The organism is Mesorhizobium sp. M0106, assembly GCF_040322715.1.
Taxonomy (GTDB): domain Bacteria; phylum Pseudomonadota; class Alphaproteobacteria; order Rhizobiales; family Rhizobiaceae; genus Mesorhizobium.
In genome coordinates, this window is the sequence record NZ_JAMYUA010000067.1 from 1 (window position 1) to 21,265 (window position 21,265).

Consider the following 21,265-nt stretch of genomic DNA (forward strand, 5'->3'; position numbering starts at 1 on the left):
CCAGAACGGTCGCGGTGGTGGTGCCGTCGCCGGCGATGTCGTTGGTCTTCGAAGCAACTTCGCGGACCATCTGCGCGCCCATGTTCTCGAACTTGTCCTCAAGCTCGATTTCCTTGGCGACGGTGACGCCGTCCTTGGTGATGCGCGGTGCGCCGAACGACTTGTCGATGACGACGTTGCGGCCCTTGGGGCCGAGCGTGACCTTCACCGCGTCGGCGAGGATGTTGACGCCGCGCAGCATGCGCTCACGAGCGTCGCGGGAGAATTTTACGTCTTTGGCAGCCATTTTTTACTCCTGGGCATTTCGCCCGAAATTCAGATTGGATGGTGCGGATGAAAGGCGGCGGCGTGTCAGCCGATGACGCCCATGATGTCCGCTTCCTTCATGATCAGAAGGTCTTCGCCATTGAGCTTGACTTCGGTGCCCGACCACTTGCCGAACAGGATGCGGTCGCCGGCCTTGACGTCCAGCGGGACGAGCTTGCCGACCTCGTCACGGGCGCCGGAACCGATGGCGATGATCTCGCCTTCCTGCGGCTTTTCCTTAGCCGTATCGGGGATGATGATCCCGCCGGCGGTCTTCGCTTCGGACTCAACCCGACGAACGACCACGCGGTCATGCAGCGGCCGGAAATTCGACTTTGCCATTTTTGGATTTCCCTGGTGCGGATGTTGAACGGTTCTCCGTTGCCGGAGCGTGGTTAGCACTCACCAGAAGCGAGTGCTAACGCGGCAGTGAGATAGGCCGTAGGCTCCTGCTAGTCAAGACGGAAGAGGGACGGGCGAAGAGCAAACGAGCGTGGAAGCACCGAGCCCTTTACGTGAAAGACGTCGGAGATCGGACATGGATGGGGCGGCTCACCATTTGTAACTGAAGGCTTTATTCATTTGGCACGATTGGTGCAGCGGATGATCCGCAAACGTTGCGCGCGACAAATATGAGAGGTGAACGCCATCAGGACTCTTGCGGTTAACGGGTCCACTCGGTGTTTACGGTGTTGGCCGCCGCGCGGGCGCCAGGACTCCGGCATCCCGATAGTCACCAATCCAATCTGCGGAGAACAGGAGGCAAGACGAGAGCGACAGTCAGCATGAACTCGAATTTGAAATGATTGGCCAAAGCAACTGCCATCGCCTTGCTCTGGACGGTCACGGCTACGTCGGCGGACGAAGGTATGTGGATGCCGGGCCAGACTGCGGAAGCGCGGCCATGCGGCCGTCTGGACGCTGACCCGCTCAACGCGATCGTATCACTGGGCGGATGCTCCGCCTCGTTCGTCAGTCCACAAGGGCTGGTCGCAACCAATCATCACTGCGTGTTCGAATGCATTCAATACCACAGCAAAGAGGGCCAGGACTATCTCACAGACGGCTTTCTGGCGAAGAGCCCTGGGTGAAGAATTGCCCGCGGCGCCAGGCAGCCGAATCCATGTGATCGAGGACATGCGGGATGTGACCGCCGAAATACTCAAGGGCGTCTCGGACAAGCTGAATGGGTTTGCCCGCTATGAGCGGCTCGCCACGAACCGCAAGGCCCTGATCGCCGCATGTGAAGGGCAGCCCAATCGCCGCTGCGACGTAGGGGCCTATTATGGCGGCGCCTCCTACTATCTCCAGCAGAAGCTCGAAATCGAGGACGTGCGCCTTGTCTATGCGCCCGCGCTCGGCATCGGTAACTTCGGCGGCGAAACGGACAATTGGATGTGGCCGCGCCACACAGGCGACTTCGGCTTTTATCGCGCCTATGTCGCTCCTGATGGTTCCTCCCGGCCATATGCGCGCGACAATGTGCCTTACCGCCGAAGAGTTGGCTACCCATAGCCTGTGCAGGCGTCAAGGAAGGCGACCTTGTGATGGTCGCCGGCTTTCCCGGCGCAACCCACCAGTTCCTGACGGCGGATGAAGTCCGGTTCAACTTCGCGCAATTCGAACCGCGGTTGCAGCGTTCGCTCTCGGATTATGCCGCCCAGATCAAAAGGGAACGGCAGGCAATCGCGAGGCGCAGATCCATTGACCGCCCGCTTCACAAATTGGCTCGGCCTAAAACGCATGGGAAAAGCAGAAAAGGCAACAGATCGGCACCAGAATGAATATGGCCGCGCGAACTGACAGACGCGCCAACAATCGGCATCTCGCATGGTCGGTGGCACTGGACGTGGCTCCCACCCTGCTGGCGCGACTCCCCATCAGGTCGTCGGGGTTTCGCTGGCGAAAAAAACTTCCGCGTGTCTCTGCGCGATCCATCCCGCTTGCGCGTGCCTAGTCAACCAAAAAACTGACCATCTGCAGGATCAGGATCAGCAAAAAAAAGCCAAAGGCAGACGCCAAAACAGCTGCCAGCAGGACGATGCGTTGTTTCTTCACCCACAGTTCCCCCGGGAGAGAGTCTAATGATAATCCTTAAAAAAGGCGCCCTTGAACAGGGCGCCCTACGCTCATTTGTGCAAGTTTAAAGATTAGCTTGCCTGCTTTATGTAATTAAACGTTTCTTTTGTGCGACACTTCTCCAAGTGTTACTTGCACAAATCGAACGTATCGCACATTTAGACGAACTGTACATTCGATAGCGACTTTGACGCATGCGTTTACTGGCGGTATGCATCCTTCACCGTTGCCGCAAGGCATTGGCCCACTCGCGCGGCACCTCCTTCACGACAAAGGTTGAAAGCCCGTCCTCGGGCGTTTCATTTCCAAGATCACTTCGATCCACTCATACGGGCTTCCCGAGCGAGACCGTGGGTTCGGACGGTGCGAATGAATTTCTCGTTATAATCGAATTGATTATAAGGGTATATTTCTACGTTGAGTATAAAGGATGTCAAGCCCGCGCCAGCGGCAATTTTGTCCGGGCGACCGCCGTTTCGTCGAGGACATGGTGGCGGAAGCGATAAAGCTTCGCCGGCCGACCGCCGGTGTCAAAAGCACTTTCGCCGGTCTCCTCCACCAGTTCCTGCTGCTCCATCAACCGGCGAAAGTTCTGCTGAAGCGCCCCTGCCGATGTAGTCGTCAACGCCGTCCGCGTCAGCGCATTGCCATCGGCGAGAAGCCAACGACATTGTTGATGACGAACGTAACGATCCGCGGCTTCAGAGAGGAATGCGCGCTTCGTCCAGATGGATGGAGTGGGCTGGCAGGTCCGGGCGGCCGCGCCGTTGAGGATGCAGCATCGAGAGCCGCGCTCGCCGAGGATGACATAGGTCGAGATTCGCGCGCCGGAAGTCTTGCTCCATGTCTCCACGAATCCATTGGCAGGATCCCGGCTTCTTCGCAGTGGTCAGGGTCGAGCGTTATCGAACCGTGGTAGTTGAGGTTTGCTTCGACGTGGATGCCGTGCAGCTTGCCGGCGACTATTTTTCGCATTGGTCCCGTTGTCCTATTCATCTCACAAAGTCAGTCCTGATGTTGAGCAGCTTCGCTGGGCTAAATCCCGACGAGGAGCGCCCCGCCGCTGAGTCCCGCACCTGCCGCCGCCAGGAGTATTTTCTTGCCCGGCCGAAACGGCTCCGCTTGATTGGCGAGCGACAGTGAGAGCGGGATCGTCGCGGCCGAAGAGTTGCCGTATTCGGCAATCGTCTTGACAATTGCTTGATCCGCTATGCCGAGGTTACTCCCGACAGCATCGAAAATGCGAGCATTGGCCTGATGCGGCACGAACCGGTCGACATCCTGTGGTCGCACTCCGGCAGCGGCTAGCGCGCTTATCGAGCAATCGGTCATCATCTCGACGGCCTTTGCGAACACTTCGCGGCCGTCGGTCATCGTCATTCGGGTTTGCGCGAGGTCGAGGTCACCGTGGAACGGGATGTTGCTTCCTCCTGCGGGAATCTGGATCAGGCCGTATCGCGAGCCGTCCGAATCCACGGAGGCACCGAGAATCCCCCGACCAGTATCCTCGCACGGACCGATCACGACGGCGCCGGCGGCATCGGCAAACAGCACGGCGCTGGCGCGCTCAGAGGGATTGATGCGGCGGCTGAGGATATTGGCGGCGATAACAAGGCTCGCTTTGCCGTGCAGGCGGGTAAATCCGTCCGCAAACATCAGCGCATAGATGAAGCCGGCGCAGGCGCCGGTCAGATCGACAGCGCCGGCGCGGCCGAGCCCCAGCCGATGTGCGACCAGGGGCGCGCTGGGCGGCAGGAGGTGATCGGGCGTCGAGGTGGCAAGCAGCAGCAGACCGATGTCGTGGCGCGCAATGCCGGCGCTGGCCAGCGCCATGGCGCCGGCCTGCGCAGCAAGACCAGACAGCGTGTCTTCGTCCGTTGCCCAGAAGCGCGACCGGATTCCAGTACGCCGCTCGATCCAGCCCGGTTCGAGGCCGAGATTGTTCTCAATTTCGGCATTCGCCACCTTTCGGCCAGGCGCATGATGGCCAAACCCGAGAAGGCGCGACAACCTGCTCATGGCTTTGAGCCGAAGCGTTCGCCGGCCTCCTCGATCGCGTCATGGAGCCGATCGAGCTCGTCGCCGGTGACGCAATAGGGCGGCAGGAGATAAAGGACATTGCCGAGCGGGCGCACAAGCAGGCCGAGCTCGAGGAAAAAGGCCCGCAGCTTAGGTCCGATCTCGGCCAGATAGCCGGCAGAGCCGGCGCGCAGGTCGAGAGCCAGGATCGTGCCGATCGCGCGGCTGTCGGTGAAGTTGGCATTGTCGCGAAAGCGTCGAAACCCGGCGGCCTGTCTCTCGCTCAAGGCCGCGATCCGCTCGGCCACCGGCTCGTCACGCCAGATCTCGACGTTGGCGAGTGCTGCCGCGCAGGCAATCGGATTGGCCGTGTAGGAACTCGAGTGGAAAAACGTCTTCTTGCGATCCGCTGAATAATGAGCCTGGAAGATCGCATCGGTGGCAAGCGTGGCCGCCAGCGGGATCACGCCGCCGGTTAAGCCTTTGGAGGTGCACAGGATATCTGGAGAAATCGATGCCTGCTCGCAGGCGAACATGCTCCCGGTGCGGCCCCAGCCGGTCATCACCTCGTCGGCAATCAGCAGCGTGCCGGAGGCTTCGGCAATCTTCTTCAATCCGGTCAGAACCGAGGCCGGATACATCAGCATGCCGCCGGCGCCAAGCACGAGCGGTTCGACGATCAGCGCGGCGGCGCGCCGGTCGCGGGAGACTGCCTCGAATCTATCCAGCGTTTCCTGCTCGCGGCCGGCGGCCGGGAAGGGAATGGTGTCGACCTCGAACAGCAAGGGTTCGTAGGCGGCGTTGAACACGCCACGCGCACCGACGCTCATCGTGCCGATCGTGTCGCCGTGATAGCTGTGCTCCATGACGACGATGCGCGAGCGGGGCGCGCCGATGTTGCGGAAATAACCGAGCGCCATCTTCAACGCGACTTCGACGCAGGTCGAGCCGCTGTCGGAATAGAACACCCGGTCGAGGCCGGGAGGAGCGAGTCCGACAAGCGCCTTGGCCAAGCGTTCGGCTGGCTCGTGCGTGAAGCCTGCAAAGATGATCTGGTCGAGGCTCGAGGCGGTCGTCTCGATAGCTTTCATGATGCGGGGATGGCGGTGGCCATGGGTGACCACCCACCAGGAGGAAATGGCGTCCAGAATGCGCGCGCCATTGGCTTTGTGGAGGTAGGCGCCTTCAGTCAGGACGATTTCAGGGATCGCCGGCTCGAGCGCGTGCTGGGTGAAGGGGTGCCACACACGGGATTGCGGCATCATTCGCCTCCGGCAATCAAAGCGAGGTCGAAGCCCGCAATCATCGCTTGTCTCAGCGTTTTGTCCGTCAGCGGATCGAGGTGCGGCAGCCTGCCGAGTTGCGGCACGTCGCCGAATTCCACGATCGTCCGTTGCGTATCGGTCATCTCATCGCCGATGAAGGCGATGCCAGCCAGCGGGATAGCGCGCGCCCGCAGGGCCTCGATCGACAGCAGGGTGTGATTGATTGTTCCGAGCGCGGTGCGGGCGCACAGAATGACCGGCAACTGCCATTGCTCGAATATGTCGATGAACCTTGTCCGGCGGTTCAGCGGCACCATCAGCCCGCCGGCGCCTTCGATGACGAGCGGTGTCGGCAGGACGGGAAACGAAAGATCGGCAGCCTCGATCGAAACGTCGTCGATTTCGGCCGAACGATGCGGCGAAAGCGGGCTCTTCAAGCGGTAGGCTTCCGGCAGCACGCGCCCCGACGGCAGCCCGGCAAGTCGCGCAACCGCCTCGCTGTCGGTCTCGCCGTCGAGGCCCGATTGCACCGGCTTCCAGTAGAAGCCGTCAAGCAGGCCGGCAAGCCCGGCCGAAAACACCGTCTTGCCAATTCCGGTGTCTGTTCCGGTGATGACGATGCGCTTGGTCATGTCGCCTCCGGTCATGTCTGGGCCAACACCTCGACGAGCGCCTCGACCATGGCGGAAATGTCGGCTTCGCCGATATTGAGCGTCAGTGAGATGCGCAGCCGCGACGTGCCCTCGGGCACGGTCGGCGGACGAATGCCGCGTATGTCGAAGCCGCGGGCCTGCAGGCGCGCCGCCACTGCCATGGTGCGCCTGACATCGCCGATCACCAAGGGCTGGATCTGAGAGCCACTTGGCATCACGCCGCAGCCATCGACCAATTGGCGGCCTGCGAGGGCAACGCGTTCACGCAGCTGAACACGCCGCATAGGCTCGTCGGCGAGCATTGCGAGCGCTTCGCGCGCCGCGACCGCCATCAGCGGCGATGGCGCGGTGGCGTAGATGAATGGCCGGCAACGGTTGATCAGATACTGGCACAGTGTCCTCGGCCCGGTCACGAGCCCACCAGATGCGCCGAGCGCCTTGCCGCAGGTGTGGAGCGCGACGATGTTGTCGCGGCCCTCGAAAGCGGCGGCCAGCCCCCGGCCGTCCGGTCCCCAGACGCCGGTGGCATGCGCCTCGTCAATGACGATGAATGCGTCGTGCCGATCGGCAAGCGCGGCCAGGCTCTCCAAAGGCGCGCAGTCGCCATCCATGCTGTATAGGCTTTCCACCGCAATCCAGACGCATCCCATGCCGCCTTCGGCGCGCCAACGCTTGATCGCGTCCTCGACAGCATCGACGTCGTTGTGCGCGGCCAGCTTGAACTCGGCACGTCCGGCCTGTGCCCCCTCATGCATGCTGGCATGGGCGAGCTCATCGAGGACCAAAAGGTCGCCCTTCTGCGGCAGCGCCGTCAGCAGAGCGAAGTTGGCGATGTAGCCGCTGCCGAAGAACAGCGCGCGGTCGGCTCCAAAGAATGCCGCCGCGTCTGCCTCGAGCTGCTCGTGTTCCGGTGCATTGCCGCGCAACAGCCGCGACCCGGTGGCGCCAACCGGCGTGCCCCGCGCAATCGCCGCCGCAACCGCTTCGCCAAGTCTTTTGGAGGCGGCAAGCCCGAGATAGTCGTTCGACGAGAAGTCGCGCCCGGCGCACGGCTTCAGCGTCCGCAGCCGGTCCTTGCGCGCCAGGCCCTGCAAGGTCGCCTCATAGCGGGCAAGCGGTGCCCCGTTCATTGCGCCTCGAGTTCCATCGGCTCGATGCCAAGGCGCCGGAACAGCAGGATATCCTTGTCCTCACCGGGATTGTCCGCCGTCAGCAGCGTGTCGCCGACGAAGATCGAGTTGGCGCCGGCAAAAAAGCACAGCGCCTGCATCTCGTCGGTCATGGCCGTACGGCCGGCGGAAAGACGGATATGCGATTTCGGCATCATGATGCGCGCCATCGCGATCACGCGCACGAATTCGATCGGCTCGATCGGCTTGGCGTCGGCAAGCGGGGTGCCGGGGATCGGGATCAGCATGTTGATCGGAACGCTTTGCGGATGTTCCGGCAGGTTGGCCAGCGTCACCAGCATGTCGATCCGGTCCACCGGCTCCTCGCCCATGCCGACAATGCCGCCGCAGCAGACCTTGATGCCGGATTGGCGAACGTGCTCGAGCGTCTCGAGCCGCTCGGCAAAGCTCCGCGTGCTGATGATCTCGCTATAGTAGCGTTCCGACGTATCGATGTTGTGGTTGTAAAAGTCGAGACCAGCCTGCTTCAGTCGAGCGGCTTGCTCAAGATCGAGCATGCCGAGCGTCATGCAGGTCTCCATGCCCAGCGCCTTGACGCCTTCGACCATCGCCACCACCGCATCCATGTCGCGCGCCTTGGGGTTTCGCCAGGCCGCGCCCATGCAATAGCGGGTTGCGCCGGCGTCACGCGCTTTCTTCGCCTCGGCGACGACGCGCCGGACCTCCATCAGCTTCGACGCCTTCAGGCCGGTTTCGTGCTGCGCCGACTGGCTACAATAGCCGCAATCCTCCGGGCATCCGCCCGTCTTGATGCTGAGCAGCCGGCTGAGCTGGACCTTGTTGGGATCGAAATTCTGGCGGTGCACGGTTTGCGCGAGGAAGAGGAGATTGTTGAAGGGGGCATCGTGAAGTGCCCGAGCCTTCTCCAGGGTCCACGCTCCAGGGTCAGGGGATTGAGCCTGTGGCGATGTCTGCGTTGGACTGGCTGTTTGCATGTCCATGCTGTTCCTCCGGTTCTGCCTTGCTTTGCTGTCTGATTGATGACGATCGGAAAGGACAGTTGATTCGATCCTGTTCGTCCCTCAGGCAATCATGGGCCCCAATAGTCGAGGCCGATATCCAGGATCGGCGCGCTGTGGGTCAGTCGGCCGACCGAAATCAGATCAACGCCGGTCGCGGCAATCGCTCGCGCTGTATCGGATGCGATCCCGCCAGAAGCCTCGGTGATAGCACGGCCGCCAACGATTGCGACGGCGCGGCGAAGATCGGCGAGGGACATGTTGTCGAGCAGAACCGCATCGGGAGCGAAGCCAAGTACCTCCTCCAACTGGGCCAGCGTATCGACCTCGACTTCGATCTTGACGAGATGACCGGCCCGTCTTCGTGCTCGCTCGAGCGCCGGGCGAACGCCGCCTGCGATGGCGATGTGGTTGTCCTTGATCAGAATTGCGTCGTCGAGGCCGAAGCGGTGATTGGATCCGCCACCCGCGCGCACGGCATATTTTTCGACTGCCCGCAATCCGGGCGTCGTCTTGCGCGTGCAGACGATCTTCGCGCCATATCCACGAACCGCAGCGACGATCGATGCCGTTGCTGTAGCGATGCCGCTCAGATGACAGAGAAAATTGAGCGCCGTCCGTTCGGCTGTGAGAATGGCCCGGGCCGGACCACTCACCGTTGCAATGACCTCTCCATCCATGACATTGCAGCCGTCTGCCCGCTCCACCGAGATTTGGACATCAGGATCAATCAAGCGGAAAGCGAGCATCGCCAGATCGAGGCCGGCGACAACTCCGGACTGGCGCGCCGCCAGCACGGTTCCCGCTTGGTGTGCCTTCGGCACGATGGCCTCCGTGGTCAAGTCGCCGGCTCTGCCAAGGTCTTCAAGAAGAGCTGCCCTTACAAGCGGCTCAAGCATGACCGTGGGAAGCGGTGAGAGCGTCATCACTTTGCCCCTTCGAGGCTTGGCGAGTTTCCGAGTTCCCGCGCAGCGGCCAAGGCGGCTTCGAGGGTGATTTCGGACCGTCGGGCGACAGTCGCATGATGAGGAAAATCTGTCCGGTAATGAGCGCCGCGGCTTTCTTGGCGCAACAAGGCGGCAACCGCGATCATTAGCCCGACAGCCGCCGCATCCGAGGCCGCGTCCTTGCTTTCGGCGAGCGGCAATAAGGCACGTGCGGCTGCTTTCAGACCTTCACCATCCCGGACGATGCCCAGTGCACGCGACAGGAAAACACGCACGGGTATCGGAGCGGGCGATGGGTAAACGTCGGCAACCGCAGGCCTTGTTCTGCGAGCAGGCGTTCCGGCGACACTTTCAGCGACCCAGCGCGCGCACACGACGGCCTCGGTCAAGGAATTGCTGGCGAGCCTGTTGGCGCCATGCAGTCCTGTCGAAGCGACTTCGCCGCAGGCCCACAGCCCCTTGACGGACGTCCTACCGGAGCCGTCCACGGCAACGCCACCCATGTGATAGTGTTGGGCCGGACGAATGGGGATGAGATCGCGCGCGGGATTGATGCCCGCTCCACGACAGGCTGATGCGATTGTCGGGAAGTGTCGAGCAAATTCCGGGCCAGGCCGTTGCCGCGCGTCGAGAAAAACACGGTGGCCGTTGGCAAGATGGTTCCAGACGGCGCGCGCCAAGACATCACGAGGCGCAAGTTCCGCCCCTGGCACGCTCTGGAGAAAAGCTTGGCCGGTTTCGTCGATCAGGGCAGCACCTTCGCCGCGGACGGCCTCGCTGAGCAGCACCATAGGGCGTTCCGGGCCGTCAAGCGCGGTCGGGTGGAACTGGATGAACTCGAGGTCGGCAAGGACAGCTCCAGCGCGGGCCGCAAGCGCCAGGCCCTGTCCACAACTGCCCGAAGGATTCGTGGTGTCGAGAAACAGTCCCCCGATCCCACCGGTGGCGAGGACGACCCGCCGTGAGCCGAAGAAGACAGGTCCTATCGAACCGCTCGCCCAGACGCCTCGGATCGCATTCTCTCGCACCGCCAGCCGGCGCGCTTCCACGCCCTCCACGACAACAATCGAGGGAGTGGAACGCACAGCCGCGATCAGGGCACGCATGATCTCACGCCCGGTGCCGTCACCATGCGCATGAACGATGCGACGTCGGCTGTGTGCGGCCTCCAATCCGAGGCACAGTGATCCTTTCGGCGTACGGTCGAAGGGAACCCCAAAGCCCGCAAGCCCCTCTATCGCCTTGGGCGCGGCTTGGAGGATGCGGCTCGCCACGTCTCTGTCGCAGAGACCATCCCCGGCGGCAAGCGTATCGGCCAGGTGCAGTGCCGGATCGTCGTCTTCGCCGAAACTTGCAGCCAGACCACCCTGTGCCCAGGTGCTCGAATTGTCAGCTCCCAGCAGCGTCCTGGACAGAAGCAGCACCGGCTCCGGCGCCAGTTGAAGCGCGGTCATCAATCCGGCGATGCCGCCGCCGATGATGATGGGCCGCCCGAAGAAGCGGCGGACATCGGCGCTCAAATTGCCAGCATCCGTTCGACCGCAAGCCGCGCGCGCCCGGCGATCCCGGGTTCGATGGTTACGATATGGTGGTTCTGCTCGAGCGCCATGCGGATGTTGGCAAGCGTGATCCGCTTCATGTGAGGGCACAAATTGCAGGGCCGGATGAACTCGACCTCTGGGTGCGCTAACGCGACGTTGTCGCTCATCGAACATTCCGTCATCAGCACGACACGTGCCGGCCTTTGCCTCTCGACATAGTCGGACATGGCAGCGGTCGAGCCGGAAAAATCTGCTTCAGCCACGACGTCGGGCGGGCATTCGGGATGCGCGAGCACGATCACGCCGGGATGGCTTTCGCGCAACTCGCGGATGTCGGCCGGTGTAAAGCGCTCATGCACCTCGCAATGCCCTTTCCAGGCGATGATCTGCACATCGGTCTGGGCGGCGATATTCTGGGCCAGATATTCGTCCGGCAACATGATCACCTGGGGAACGCCAAGGGATTGGACGACCGCCTTGGCGTTGCCGGATGTACAGCAGATATCCGACTCGGCTTTCACTTCGGCCGACGTGTTGACATAAGTGATGATCGGCACGCCGGGATAACGCTGGCGCATCAAGCGCACGTCTTCTGCCGTGATCGATTCCGCCAACGAACAGCCTGCCCGCAGGTCGGGAATGAGCACCGTCTTTTGCGGATTGAGCAGCTTGGCCGTTTCGGCCATGAAATGTACGCCGGCCAGCACGATGACTTGCGCCTCGATCGTCGCAGCCGTGCGGGCCAGTGCCAAGCTGTCGCCGACGATGTCGGCCACGCAATGGAAGATCTCGGGGGTCTGATAGTTGTGCGCCAGGATGATGGCGTTGCGCTCGCGCTTCAGTGCAATGATCGCCTCGATATCCTCGACGAAAGCCGGCCATTCGATCGGCGGGATCACTCGTCGGACGCGCTCGTAGAGAAACGCGGTCGCAGGCAGCATGGCGCTCATCGACCCCTCCAGCTTATACTCTAGTTGAAAATAACCAGCATATACTTGCTGTGAGTATAAGCGATGTCAACCCCGCGCCAGCGGCAATTTTGTCCCGGCGATGACCCTCTCGTCGAGAACGGCGTGGCGGAACCGGTAAAGCTTCGCTGGCCGGCCGCCGGTCTCCGCGGTTGCCTCTCCGGTCTCTTCGACCAGCTCCTGCTGCTCGATCAGCCGGCGAAAGTTCGGCTTACGCACGAGCCTGCCGGCAAGCGCCTCCACGGTTCGCTGCAGCTGCAAAAGCGTGAAGACCGGCGGCATCAGCTCAAAGACGACCGGCCGGTATTTGATCTTGGAGCGCAGCCGCGCAATGCCGGTCGCCACGATGCGGCGATGATCGGCGACCATGGACTTGCTAGGCACCAGCGGAGGCAGCGTCGCGTCCCGTCCGCTTCCGGCCTCTTGGACCAGGCCTGCTTCGTAGACTAACTCATAGCGTTGAAGCGTGAGTTCCTCGTTCCAAAGGCGGTCGTCGAAGCCGAAGGCTATCGTCGCCCGCTGCCAGCGTTCACGTCGCGTGGCCGCGTCGCTGACGCCGTCTGCCCATTCAATCAGGCGCGGTCGCAGAACGTCCAGCACGACCGGAGGCGTGCCGGAGCGGTGGTCCTCCCATGGAAAAAATTCATACCAGCTCTGCCAGCCGCACTTGGGCGAGCCAGATGCCTGTTCCTTGCGGGTCAATGCGAGATAGCTGATGGAGATGACGCGCTGCTGGCGCTCGGCGCCGATGCGATCCCGATCCGCGAAGGTGTAGAGTTGCTCAATATACCCCAGCGGATGGCCGGTCTGCTGCTCGACCCACCCCCTCAAACCGGATTGCAGCGATCGGTGCTCAAGCGCAAATGGTCCGGAGGGCAGGGTGTCCGCCTGGCCGATGGTGAGGACACAGGGTTCACTGTCGTTTACGGCGACGACAAAGGCGATCAGGTCCACTTTGACTTCGTCGGCCTTGACGGCGGCTCTGTCTTTCCTGGGTCCTTTTGCCTGATCGTCCATGTTCGCGAAAGTGGTTGGCCAGCTCGGGAGCGCCTGAATCGATTAAATGTAAGCGCGCCTGTCCGCACGTCAACACCGCACAGCTGCACGGCCATTTTTAGCTCTTCGCACTTGCACAAAAATGTGGCAAACGCGACACCCGCGGTTGGTAACGTTGGGGAAGGAGGGTCCATTGAGTGCGTTTGGTGACACCAAGGCGATCACACCGCCGGATATTCGTTCGCGCAAAGGTGGGACGCCGCTCGTCTGTCTTACCGCCTACACGACCCCAGTCGCCCGGCTTGTCGATCCCCATTGCGATGTGGTGCTGGTCGGCGACAGCGTCGGCATGGTTCTCCACGGCCTGCCCTCGACGCTCGGTGTGACGCTGGAGATGATGATCATTCACGGCCAGGCCGTGCGCCGTGGCCTCGAGCAGGCGCTGATGGTCGTCGACCTGCCGTTCGGTTCCTTCGAGGAAAGCCCCGAGCAGGCTTTCCGCAATGCCGCGCGCGTCATGGCCGAGACCGGCTGCGCGGCCGTCAAGCTCGAAGGCGGCGAAACGATGGCAGAGACGATCGGCTTCCTCGCCGCGCGCGGCGTGCCGGTCATGGCCCATGTCGGCTTGACGCCGCAGTCGATCAACACCATCGGTGGCTACCGCGTGCAGGGCAGAGGCGGGGATGCCGAGCGCATCAGGCGCGACGCGCTTGCGGTGAGCGAAGCGGGCGCCTTTGCGGTCGTGCTGGAGAAGGTTCCCGAGGCGCTCGCCCGCCGGATCACCGGGGAGGTGGCGACCCCGACCATTGGCATCGGTGCCTCGGCCGCCTGTGACGGCCAGATTCTCGTCGTCGACGACATGCTGGGCCTCTTCGGCGACTTCCGGCCCAAATTCGTCAAGCGCTATGCTGAACTGGGGGAGGCCGCTGCGGCTGCGATCGCGGCCTATGCGCGGGAAGTGAAGGAGCGCCAGTTTCCGGCCGCCGAGCACGTGTTTGCCGATGCGCCCAAGCCCGCCGACGGGGACGCCACCAAGAGCGGAGAAGCAGCGTGAGCGTGCCGATTGTCAGGAGCGTTGCCCAGCTTCGCCAAATCGTCGCCGCATGGCGCCGCGAGGGCGTGAGGATTGCCGTCGTGCCAACGATGGGCGTCCTGCATGAGGGCCATCTCAGCCTGGTGCGCGCGGCACTCGTGAAGGCCGACCGGGTGATCGTGACGCTCTTCGTCAACCCGAAGCAATTCAACAGCGAGGCCGATCTCGCCGCGTATCCGAGCACCGAGGACGAGGATGCCGCCAAGCTGGCACCGCTTGGCGCGCACCTGCTTTATGCGCCGGACGCAGAGGAGATGTATCCGGCGGCCTTCGCCACGACCGTTTCGGTGTCCGGTGTCAGCGAGGGCCTGTGCGGTGCCTTCCGGCCGGGACATTTCGATGGCGTGGCGACCGTCGTCGCCAAGCTCTTCCTGCAGACCAGCGCTGACTTCGGCTTCTTTGGCGAAAAGGACTTTCAGCAGCTTCAGCTAGTCAGGCGTATGGCCCGGGACCTGGATATTCCGATCACCATTGTTCCTTGTCCGACAGTCCGCGAAGCCGACGGTCTTGCACTATCATCGCGCAATGTCCGGCTCTCGCAAGCAGAGCGTGCTGTTGCCCCCGAGCTATCATCGGTCTTGCTCGAGACGGCTGAGCGGCTTGCCCGCGGCTCGCCCGTCCTGCCAACGCTTGCCGAAGCGCGCGCAGCAATTCTGGCTGCGGGCTATCGCGAGGTCGAATACCTGGAACTTCGCGACGAGGCAGATCTGCGACCCATGACAAGCCTTGACCGACCTGCACGCTTGCTTGTCGGGGCCTGGCTCGGCGGCACACGGCTCATAGACAACGTCAGAATATCACGGGTTTCAACAGATTAACGGGGTTCTCGGCACGCGCTGTATCCGTCCGGGATCGTTTAAAACAAGGTCTCTGCCTGGCATCGAGCGATCACGGAGGTTACGCAAAGCGCAAATGCATCGCGTGTTTGAGAACTTCGTTGAGCAACTGTCTGCAAGTGTTGATGCTGCCGATCTCCGTGAGGCAATGGCATCCGCTGCAGCCGGCTTCGATTTTCCGCTATTCGCCTATTTCACTTACCCGTCGGCCCCCGGCGACGCCCCGCAATTGATCTCAAACTATCCTTCATCCTGGACATCACGTTATCTGCAACAGCGGTACCACAGTCTTGATCCGGTCATCCTGCGCGGGCTGCAAGGCTGGGATACCTTTGATTGGGGTGTGGATCGCGCTCGGCACTGTCTGCCGAATTCGCAGCAACAAATTCTGGAGAGTGCGGCTGAGTTTGGCATCCGCGGCGGCCTGACGATGTCCATGCATGATCATTGCGGCCGGTTTGCTGCCCTGACCTTTGCTTCCGACGAGTCCCGCCCGCCTCTGTTGCGGTCACTGACACGTTACGAAAAAGCATTGCAGCTGGTGGCCATCAACTTTCATATCCATGTCCGGCGCAGGCTCGCCGACGATCGCGTGGTGGATGGTGTAACGCTCACCCCGCGGGAGTTCGAGTGCCTGAAATGGGCGGCGCGCGGCAAGTCGGCTTGGGTTATCAGCCAGCTTCTCGGCGTCTCAAAGCGCACCGTGACCTTTCATCTGGAAAACGCCAAGGCAAAGCTTGGCGTTCGGACGATCAACCAGGCCGTTGCACGACTGGCTGCCTCCGGCCAGGCGAGATCCTGATTCGTCGGCCACGATAGCTGTAAACCTCTACAGGCTGCATCGCTGCCGGCTTTGCCCTTCGATGGCGGGAACACATCCCGCACGGAGGCGACCATGATGCAGCTGATAACACCAGACCTTTACGACGAGTTCGCAAGCGAGCTCAAAGAGATGCACGGGCTCAGGTTTCGGGTGTTCAAGGAAAGGCTCGATTGGGAAGTTGATACCGAAGACCAGATGGAAACAGACCCGTTTGATGGTCTGAAGCCTGTCTATCTGCTCCTCAAGGGATCCGACTGGCGAATTCGCGGTTGCGTGCGTCTTTTGCCCAGCACCGGACCCACAATGTTGCGCGACACGTTCCCGGTGCTGCTGGGTGCTGACGTCGTGCCCTCGACTGCCGACATATGGGAGAGCAGTCGTTTCGCGCTCGATCTTCCTCCGTCGGCGCCCAAGGCAGCGGGCGGACTGGCCCAGGCAACCTACGAGCTCTTCGCGGGCATGATCGAGTTCGGCTTGGCCAAGGATCTGACCCGGATAGTAACGGTGACGGACACGCGCATGGAACGGATCCTTCGCCTCGCGACGTGGCCATTGTCGCGCATCGGACAACCCAAGTCCGTCGGCAAAACGGAGGCGGTGGCCGGGTTTCTCGAGATTTCCCGCGCGAGCCTTTTGCGCATCCGCAGCAGGGGACGTCTGAGCGGACCGGTACTGTGGCAACCGGTTCTAGGCCCGTCGGCATAGCGCCATTGTGGACACCTGAGCCGTGAAGGATGCTAGTCTGCCCAAGGAAGCGACGGTCGGTCTTGTATGCTGGCCGGACTGGCGTCGTCACGAAGCTTACCACTACGCCAGACGATTGCCACGCACTGCCTGGGCCTGGGAGTTTCTTCGGCGCAATCCACAATTCCAGCGCGACCACGCCAAAATGGCACCGTCCGCCTGCATTGTCGGAGCTCAGGCCGACATGAAGATAATCGAGTTGACGACAGGATCATCTTTCCTGAGACAATGGAGCCTCCTTTTTCGCGGACGCGCCACAGTCGGACGCTACGTCGGCAAGGGTCTTTTGGGATCCGCGCGACTGCGCCCGTATTCTACGAGCGGCCGCGGAGCCGGTTGGGCTCGACCACGATTTTGAACCGCTTGATCTCCCTTCGCTCTCATGCTGCAAGGACATCCTGCTGACACCTGCCGGCGTGCAGCACGTGCTGCTGAGGGAGGACTGCCGGAGTCTGCAGATCGCCCTTTCCGGTGCATCCGTTCTCCGCCCGTTGCGGCTATATGTCGACGCGATCGTGCAGCCGCAGCACCTGAAGTTCCATGTCGCTGCCCTTCAGTTCCTGAACGACATCAATGGTTGCGGCCGCCTGGCAGCTGCTTGCTTTCCGCCGGAACCCCGCGGAGCGCGTCTGCGTATCGTGCTCCAGGCTTTGGATGGCTCGCTTGCGGGAGCATCTCATCAGGAGATCGCCATTGCCCTGTTCGGGAGACGCCGTGTCGAAGAAGATTGGTCTCATCCAGGTAGCCATCTTCGCGATCAGGTGCGTCGCGCCATCCAACGTGGCCGCTACCTGATGGGCGGCGGCTATAGACAGTTCCTGATGTAATTCGGGTGACAGCTTGGTGATTGTCTTATTCGAAAACGCGCAGGCATCAATCTCCATTTCTCACTGCTATTGTGCCTTGTACAAGACGTGACACGCGCCTAGTTCTTCCGCAGCGGGAATCGGGTTTGAGTAATACGGACGAAGCACTGAGAACCAACGTTTTCGTGATAGTGCATTCATGCCCCGAGAATCCTGATGACGTTACGAACCCCGACAAAGCCGGCGCTGACTGAAACGGTCGCTGAACGTGCTCTGTGGCCTGTGCCGCCTGACTCTCGGTTTCGGCCATGCCGACCAACAGCGTATTGACAGGCCATCGCGGGCTAAACTCTACCGGCGAAAGCCGCGTCAACAGCGGCAGGCATTAAACTTGATCGGCGGCGACGATGATTATGATCAACGTGACGAACACGTGAATCATGCCGACGGCGCCGACGCTGCCGATGATGATGATGCCGATCATGCGTCGCTGATGCTGCCTAACTACAGTGCTTGTGATCATGCCGATCACCGCGTGATCACGAGCGGCGGCGCTTCGTGTCAGGTGCGTAGCCGGGATGGTCGCGCATGGCCGATTGTTCCTTCGTGCCGCGGGGTGTGGGCTTGCGTTCGGTCATGAGGGCGTCAGGCGCAACGAGAAGTTTAGATCAGGGGCTCATCCATGGGGTGGATGATAGTTATCCCTACAATCAATTGTACCAATATTACCGAATACTACTACAAGATCCCCAATGAAAGCGGCCGGATGGGTATCCGTCTCGCGTGGGCTGAAGCTGCCGGCAAGAATGGGAAGACGAACATGTGCGGGATTGTTGGCATCGTTGGGCAACAGCCGGTGTCGGATCGGTTGGTCGACGCATTGAAGCGTTTGGAATATCGCGGCTATGATTCCGCCGGCGTTGCGACGATCACCGAAGGTGCCTTGCACCGCCGGCGCGCCGAGGGCAAGCTCGTCAATCTCGAGAGGAGACTGAAGGAAGAGCCGCTGAGCGGCAACATCGGCATCGGCCACACGCGTTGGGCAACCCATGGGGCCTCGACGAAACGCAATGCGCACCCGCACCTTACCGACGGTGTCGCCGTCGTCCATAACGGGATCATCGAGAATTTCACCGAGCTGAAGGACGAATTGGCGGCGGCTGGCGCCGAGTTCCAGACCGACACCGACACCGAGGTCATCGCGCATCTCTTGGCAAGACACCGCCGGGAGGGCATGAGGCGGCAAGAGGCGATGCGTGCCATGCTGAAACGCGTCAGGGGCGCCTATGCGCTTGCCGTCCTCTTCGAAGATGATCCGTCGACCATCATGGCGGCGCGCAACGGACCACCGCTGGCGATCGGTCACGGCGACGGCGAGATGTTCCTGGGCTCCGACGCGATCGCGCTTGCTCCCTTCACCAATGAAATTACCTATCTCATCGAGGGCGACTGGGCCATTGTCGGCAATTCGGGCGCCCATATCTTCGATTTCGACGGCCATCCCGTCGAGCGTCCGCGCCATACCTCCACGGCCGCGGCCGATCTGGCCAACAAGGGCAACCATCGCCACTTCATGGAGAAGGAAATCTACGAGCAGCCCGAAGTCATCGCCCATGCTCTCCGTCACTATAGCAACATCATAGAGAATCGCGCCGACATGGTTTCTGGCATCGATTTCGCCAGGATCCCGAGCTTGGCGATCTCGGCCTGCGGGACCGCCTATCTCGCCGGACTGATCGGAAAATACTGGTTCGAGCGCTATGCGCGCCTGACGGTTGAAATCGACGTTGCGTCCGAATTCCGTTACCGCGAGATCCCGTTGTCGCCGCAGTCGGCGGCTCTTTTCATTTCGCAGTCCGGCGAAACCGCCGATACGCTCGCATCGTTGAGGTACTGCAAGGAGCGTGGGCTGAAAATTGGCGCTATCGTCAATGCCTGCGAATCGACCATCGCTCGGGAGGCCGATGCGGTCTTCCCGATCCTTGCCGGACCGGAGATTGGCGTCGCCTCCACCAAGGCGTTTACCTGCCAGCTTGCGGTTCTAGCCGCACTCGCCATCGGCGCCGCCAGAGCCCGCGGGACCGTAACCGAAGACGAGCTGCAGGCGCTCGTCAGGAGCCTCGCCGAAGTGCCGCGCGTCATGGGCCAGGTACTCAACAGCATCCAGCCGGAGATCGAGTTCCTGTCGCGCGAACTGTCAAAGTGTCGTGACGTCCTGTATCTCGGCCGTGGCACCAGTTTCCCGCTAGCCATGGAAGGTGCGCTGAAGCTCAAGGAGATTTCCTACATCCATGCCGAGGGCTATGCGGCGGGTGAATTGAAGCACGGTCCGATCGCATTGATCGACGACAACATGCCAGTGATCGTCATCGCGCCCCATGATCGCTTTTTCGACAAGACCGTCTCCAACATGCAGGAAGTGGCTGCCCGTGGAGGGCGGATTATCCTCATCACCGATGAAAAAGGGGCAGCCGCATCGAAACTCAACACCATGCACACGCTCGTGTTGCCGGCTGTCGACGAGATTATCGCGCCGATGATCTTCTCGCTGCCGATACAGCTTCTTGCCTACCACACGGCGCTCTTCATGGGCACAGACGTAGACCAGCCGCGCAATCTCGCAAAATCGGTCACGGTCGAGTGATTGTGAACCTTTATAGGTGGCGATGCTTGTCCATTTTCGCTGCATCGGCGGTGGAAATTGGTCGAAGGTATCAGCGTCCGCGAGGCTGGGTGGACGGTGCCGCGAATAGCCACTGGAGGCGTCAGTGAGAGTTCGAGTTGCTGTTCAAGAAAGCCATCGGGGAGAATGAGTCGTGTAGGATCGCAGGTCGAATGCGCTACAGCCGATCAGGCCATCTCATGGCGGGCAGGTTCTTAGAACTTGATCAAAAGCAGGTGAGCCGCCATATTCCGACCCGGCTGCCAATTTCAAGTGGCCCATTCCATGGATGAGGCCGGTCCGGCCGAATGGACGTCCATTTTTTTGATTTGCTGGGTGTGCGCCAGGGTCGGGGAGGAAATCTCCCGATTTGTCAGGCGCTCCCATCTTCTTGGAGATGTTTATGAAGGATTCGCGCATTCCCGAGCCAGTCTTGACGGCTATGTCGCAGGGGACCCACATCATCCGCGCTTATCGTGAGCACCTTGGGTATTCAATCGAGGACCTCGCGGTCGCGTGCGGGCTTGCCGCTCAGGAAATCCAAAACATCGAGCGGGGTCTAAAGTACAATAAGGGCTATCGGAATCGGATAGCGAGATCGCTGTCCATACCTGTGGGAATTCTTGAGGCAGAGTCGGACATATCGGACGCCGCCTGATCAGTCGGATAATCTGCAATGGGTGGAAGACCGCTCTTGTGATGTGACGTTTGCGGCTGATAGTCGTCGCTTGATTCCGTTGTACGCGAATGCCTTCTGGCGCAGTACCGCCAAGAGAATTCTCGTCCACTGTCCGAGTCAGGAACTGCACGCGGGCTCGCCGAACAGGAAGTTGGAACGCTTCGTCATGCTGTCTTAGGCGATATAGCCGCCCGGAGTGCTGCGACACGTGCACGATAGCATTGGCTCGCGAGGATGGATTGCTAACGGCGAACCCATGCTGGTCGGCAAGGTGATACTGGCTGGAGCATCAACTCGGCCGACGAGAGTGGCCCCCCATCCTAAGCAGGATCGGCCGACATGGCCGGCATCGCGAGCCGCTCTGAAAAGAGCACAGCGGGCATCCAGACGCTGCCGGGTTGACTATGGGTGTCGGAACCGCAAAAAGGGGCCGCTCTTCATGAGTGGCGTGCGCCGGCAGTCTAACCCCAAGCCCCCCGCCAGGCTGCCGGCGCGCTTCTAGCCGCCTTGATGCACACGATAAGCTTTTGACGGCCTGAAGCGACGTTGTGGTCGCCGTTGCGGTGCTTTTCCACGCGCCTCGTCAGGCGCCGGGATTGCTCCGTCGTGATGGCAGGCGGGGGTTTGCAGGTTGCGGTCGACGGGTTCGTTTCGGGGCGTCTGCCCCCATCGTTATGTCGCGAGTTGGGGGATGCGATC

General features: G+C 61.5%; 20 protein-coding genes and 3 pseudogenes. 10 read left to right on the forward strand and 13 right to left on the reverse strand.

Annotated features, from left to right (window positions below):
- Nucleotides 1-286: TCP-1/cpn60 chaperonin family protein (locus tag NKJ55_RS32955; protein ID WP_287383736.1), on the reverse strand; the 286-nt coding region annotated here is incomplete at its 3' end.
- A gap of 65 nt (nt 287-351) precedes the next feature.
- Nucleotides 352-648, reverse strand: a complete 297-nt coding sequence (gene groES, locus NKJ55_RS32960; RefSeq protein ID WP_352453535.1) for a co-chaperone GroES — start codon at nt 646-648, stop codon at nt 352-354.
- Nucleotides 649-1,181: 533 nt separating this feature from the next.
- Here groES and NKJ55_RS32965 point away from each other — a divergent pair.
- Together NKJ55_RS32965 and NKJ55_RS32970 are read left to right on the forward strand one after the other, a co-directional pair.
- Nucleotides 1,182-1,397: a S46 family peptidase gene (locus NKJ55_RS32965; RefSeq protein WP_352453548.1), complete on the forward strand. Its 216-nt coding sequence runs from the start codon at nt 1,182-1,184 to the stop codon at nt 1,395-1,397.
- A gap of 4 nt (nt 1,398-1,401) precedes the next feature.
- Nucleotides 1,402-2,090: pseudogene (locus NKJ55_RS32970) on the forward strand (S46 family peptidase).
- 728 nt (nt 2,091-2,818) lie between these two features.
- Here NKJ55_RS32970 and NKJ55_RS32975 read toward each other — a convergent pair.
- The 11 genes and pseudogenes from NKJ55_RS32975 to NKJ55_RS33025 form a co-directional block, all read right to left on the reverse strand.
- Nucleotides 2,819-3,025 (reverse strand): annotated as a pseudogene (locus NKJ55_RS32975) (NrtR DNA-binding winged helix domain-containing protein); the annotation flags it as partial.
- 29 nt (nt 3,026-3,054) lie between these two features.
- A pseudogene (locus NKJ55_RS32980) lies at nt 3,055-3,360 on the reverse strand (aspartate 1-decarboxylase); the annotation flags it as partial.
- A 60-nt stretch (nt 3,361-3,420) separates the two neighbouring features.
- Nucleotides 3,421-4,404 (reverse strand): 3-oxopimeloyl-[acyl-carrier-protein] synthase BioZ, encoded by a 984-nt coding sequence (gene bioZ, locus NKJ55_RS32985; RefSeq protein ID WP_352453536.1) that lies wholly within the window; start codon nt 4,402-4,404, stop codon nt 3,421-3,423.
- Complete coding sequence (locus NKJ55_RS32990; RefSeq protein ID WP_352453537.1) at nt 4,401-5,666, reverse strand: adenosylmethionine--8-amino-7-oxononanoate transaminase; 1,266 nt, start codon at nt 5,664-5,666, stop codon at nt 4,401-4,403. The genes bioZ and NKJ55_RS32990 overlap by 4 nt, the downstream gene beginning before the upstream one ends.
- Nucleotides 5,666-6,301 carry a dethiobiotin synthase gene (bioD, locus tag NKJ55_RS32995; RefSeq protein WP_023679599.1) on the reverse strand — a complete coding sequence of 212 codons (636 nt, stop codon included), beginning with the start codon at nt 6,299-6,301 and terminating at the stop codon, nt 5,666-5,668. The genes NKJ55_RS32990 and bioD overlap by 1 nt, the downstream gene beginning before the upstream one ends.
- 11 nt (nt 6,302-6,312) lie before the next feature.
- Nucleotides 6,313-7,452, reverse strand: coding sequence for an 8-amino-7-oxononanoate synthase (locus NKJ55_RS33000; protein WP_352453538.1), 1,140 nt, complete (start codon nt 7,450-7,452; stop codon nt 6,313-6,315).
- Entirely contained in the window at nt 7,449-8,447 is a 999-nt protein-coding gene (gene bioB / locus NKJ55_RS33005) for a biotin synthase BioB (protein ID WP_352453549.1), read from the reverse strand. Before bioB ends, NKJ55_RS33000 begins: the two co-directional genes overlap by 4 nt.
- A 95-nt stretch (nt 8,448-8,542) precedes the next feature.
- The gene (gene nadC / locus NKJ55_RS33010) at nt 8,543-9,397 is read right to left on the reverse strand and encodes a carboxylating nicotinate-nucleotide diphosphorylase (RefSeq protein ID WP_352453539.1); all 855 of its coding nucleotides are present in this window, start codon (nt 9,395-9,397) and stop codon (nt 8,543-8,545) included.
- Nucleotides 9,397-10,938, reverse strand: coding sequence for an L-aspartate oxidase (locus NKJ55_RS33015; protein WP_352453540.1), 1,542 nt, complete (start codon nt 10,936-10,938; stop codon nt 9,397-9,399). Before NKJ55_RS33015 ends, nadC begins: the two co-directional genes overlap by 1 nt.
- Nucleotides 10,935-11,909: a quinolinate synthase NadA gene (nadA, locus tag NKJ55_RS33020; protein ID WP_023722074.1), complete on the reverse strand. Its 975-nt coding sequence runs from the start codon at nt 11,907-11,909 to the stop codon at nt 10,935-10,937. Before nadA ends, NKJ55_RS33015 begins: the two co-directional genes overlap by 4 nt.
- A gap of 66 nt (nt 11,910-11,975) precedes the next feature.
- On the reverse strand, nt 11,976-12,944 hold the full coding sequence (locus NKJ55_RS33025) for an NUDIX hydrolase (RefSeq protein WP_352453541.1): 969 nt from the start codon (nt 12,942-12,944) through the stop codon (nt 11,976-11,978).
- A gap of 172 nt (nt 12,945-13,116) precedes the next feature.
- Here NKJ55_RS33025 and panB point away from each other — a divergent pair, with 172 nt between their 5' ends.
- From panB to NKJ55_RS33065, 8 genes are all read left to right on the forward strand, one after another.
- Nucleotides 13,117-13,977, forward strand: a complete 861-nt coding sequence (gene panB, locus NKJ55_RS33030) for a 3-methyl-2-oxobutanoate hydroxymethyltransferase (protein ID WP_352453542.1) — start codon at nt 13,117-13,119, stop codon at nt 13,975-13,977.
- Complete coding sequence (gene panC, locus NKJ55_RS33035) at nt 13,974-14,834, forward strand: pantoate--beta-alanine ligase (RefSeq protein ID WP_352453543.1); 861 nt, start codon at nt 13,974-13,976, stop codon at nt 14,832-14,834. The genes panB and panC overlap by 4 nt, the downstream gene beginning before the upstream one ends.
- A gap of 94 nt (nt 14,835-14,928) precedes the next feature.
- Complete coding sequence (locus NKJ55_RS33040) at nt 14,929-15,654, forward strand: LuxR family transcriptional regulator (protein WP_352453544.1); 726 nt, start codon at nt 14,929-14,931, stop codon at nt 15,652-15,654.
- 93 nt (nt 15,655-15,747) lie between these two features.
- Nucleotides 15,748-16,380: an acyl-homoserine-lactone synthase gene (locus NKJ55_RS33045; protein ID WP_352453545.1), complete on the forward strand. Its 633-nt coding sequence runs from the start codon at nt 15,748-15,750 to the stop codon at nt 16,378-16,380.
- A 22-nt stretch (nt 16,381-16,402) separates the two neighbouring features.
- Nucleotides 16,403-16,777, forward strand: a complete 375-nt coding sequence (locus NKJ55_RS33050) for a transcriptional regulator domain-containing protein (RefSeq protein ID WP_352453546.1) — start codon at nt 16,403-16,405, stop codon at nt 16,775-16,777.
- Between the two features lie 157 nt (nt 16,778-16,934).
- On the forward strand, nt 16,935-17,246 hold the full coding sequence (locus tag NKJ55_RS33055; RefSeq protein ID WP_245278728.1) for a DUF2285 domain-containing protein: 312 nt from the start codon (nt 16,935-16,937) through the stop codon (nt 17,244-17,246).
- A 799-nt stretch (nt 17,247-18,045) separates the two neighbouring features.
- Nucleotides 18,046-19,869, forward strand: coding sequence for a glutamine--fructose-6-phosphate transaminase (isomerizing) (glmS, locus tag NKJ55_RS33060; protein ID WP_352453547.1), 1,824 nt, complete (start codon nt 18,046-18,048; stop codon nt 19,867-19,869).
- 460 nt (nt 19,870-20,329) lie between these two features.
- Complete coding sequence (locus tag NKJ55_RS33065; RefSeq protein ID WP_352453550.1) at nt 20,330-20,545, forward strand: helix-turn-helix domain-containing protein; 216 nt, start codon at nt 20,330-20,332, stop codon at nt 20,543-20,545.
- Nucleotides 20,546-21,265 lie beyond the last annotated feature (720 nt).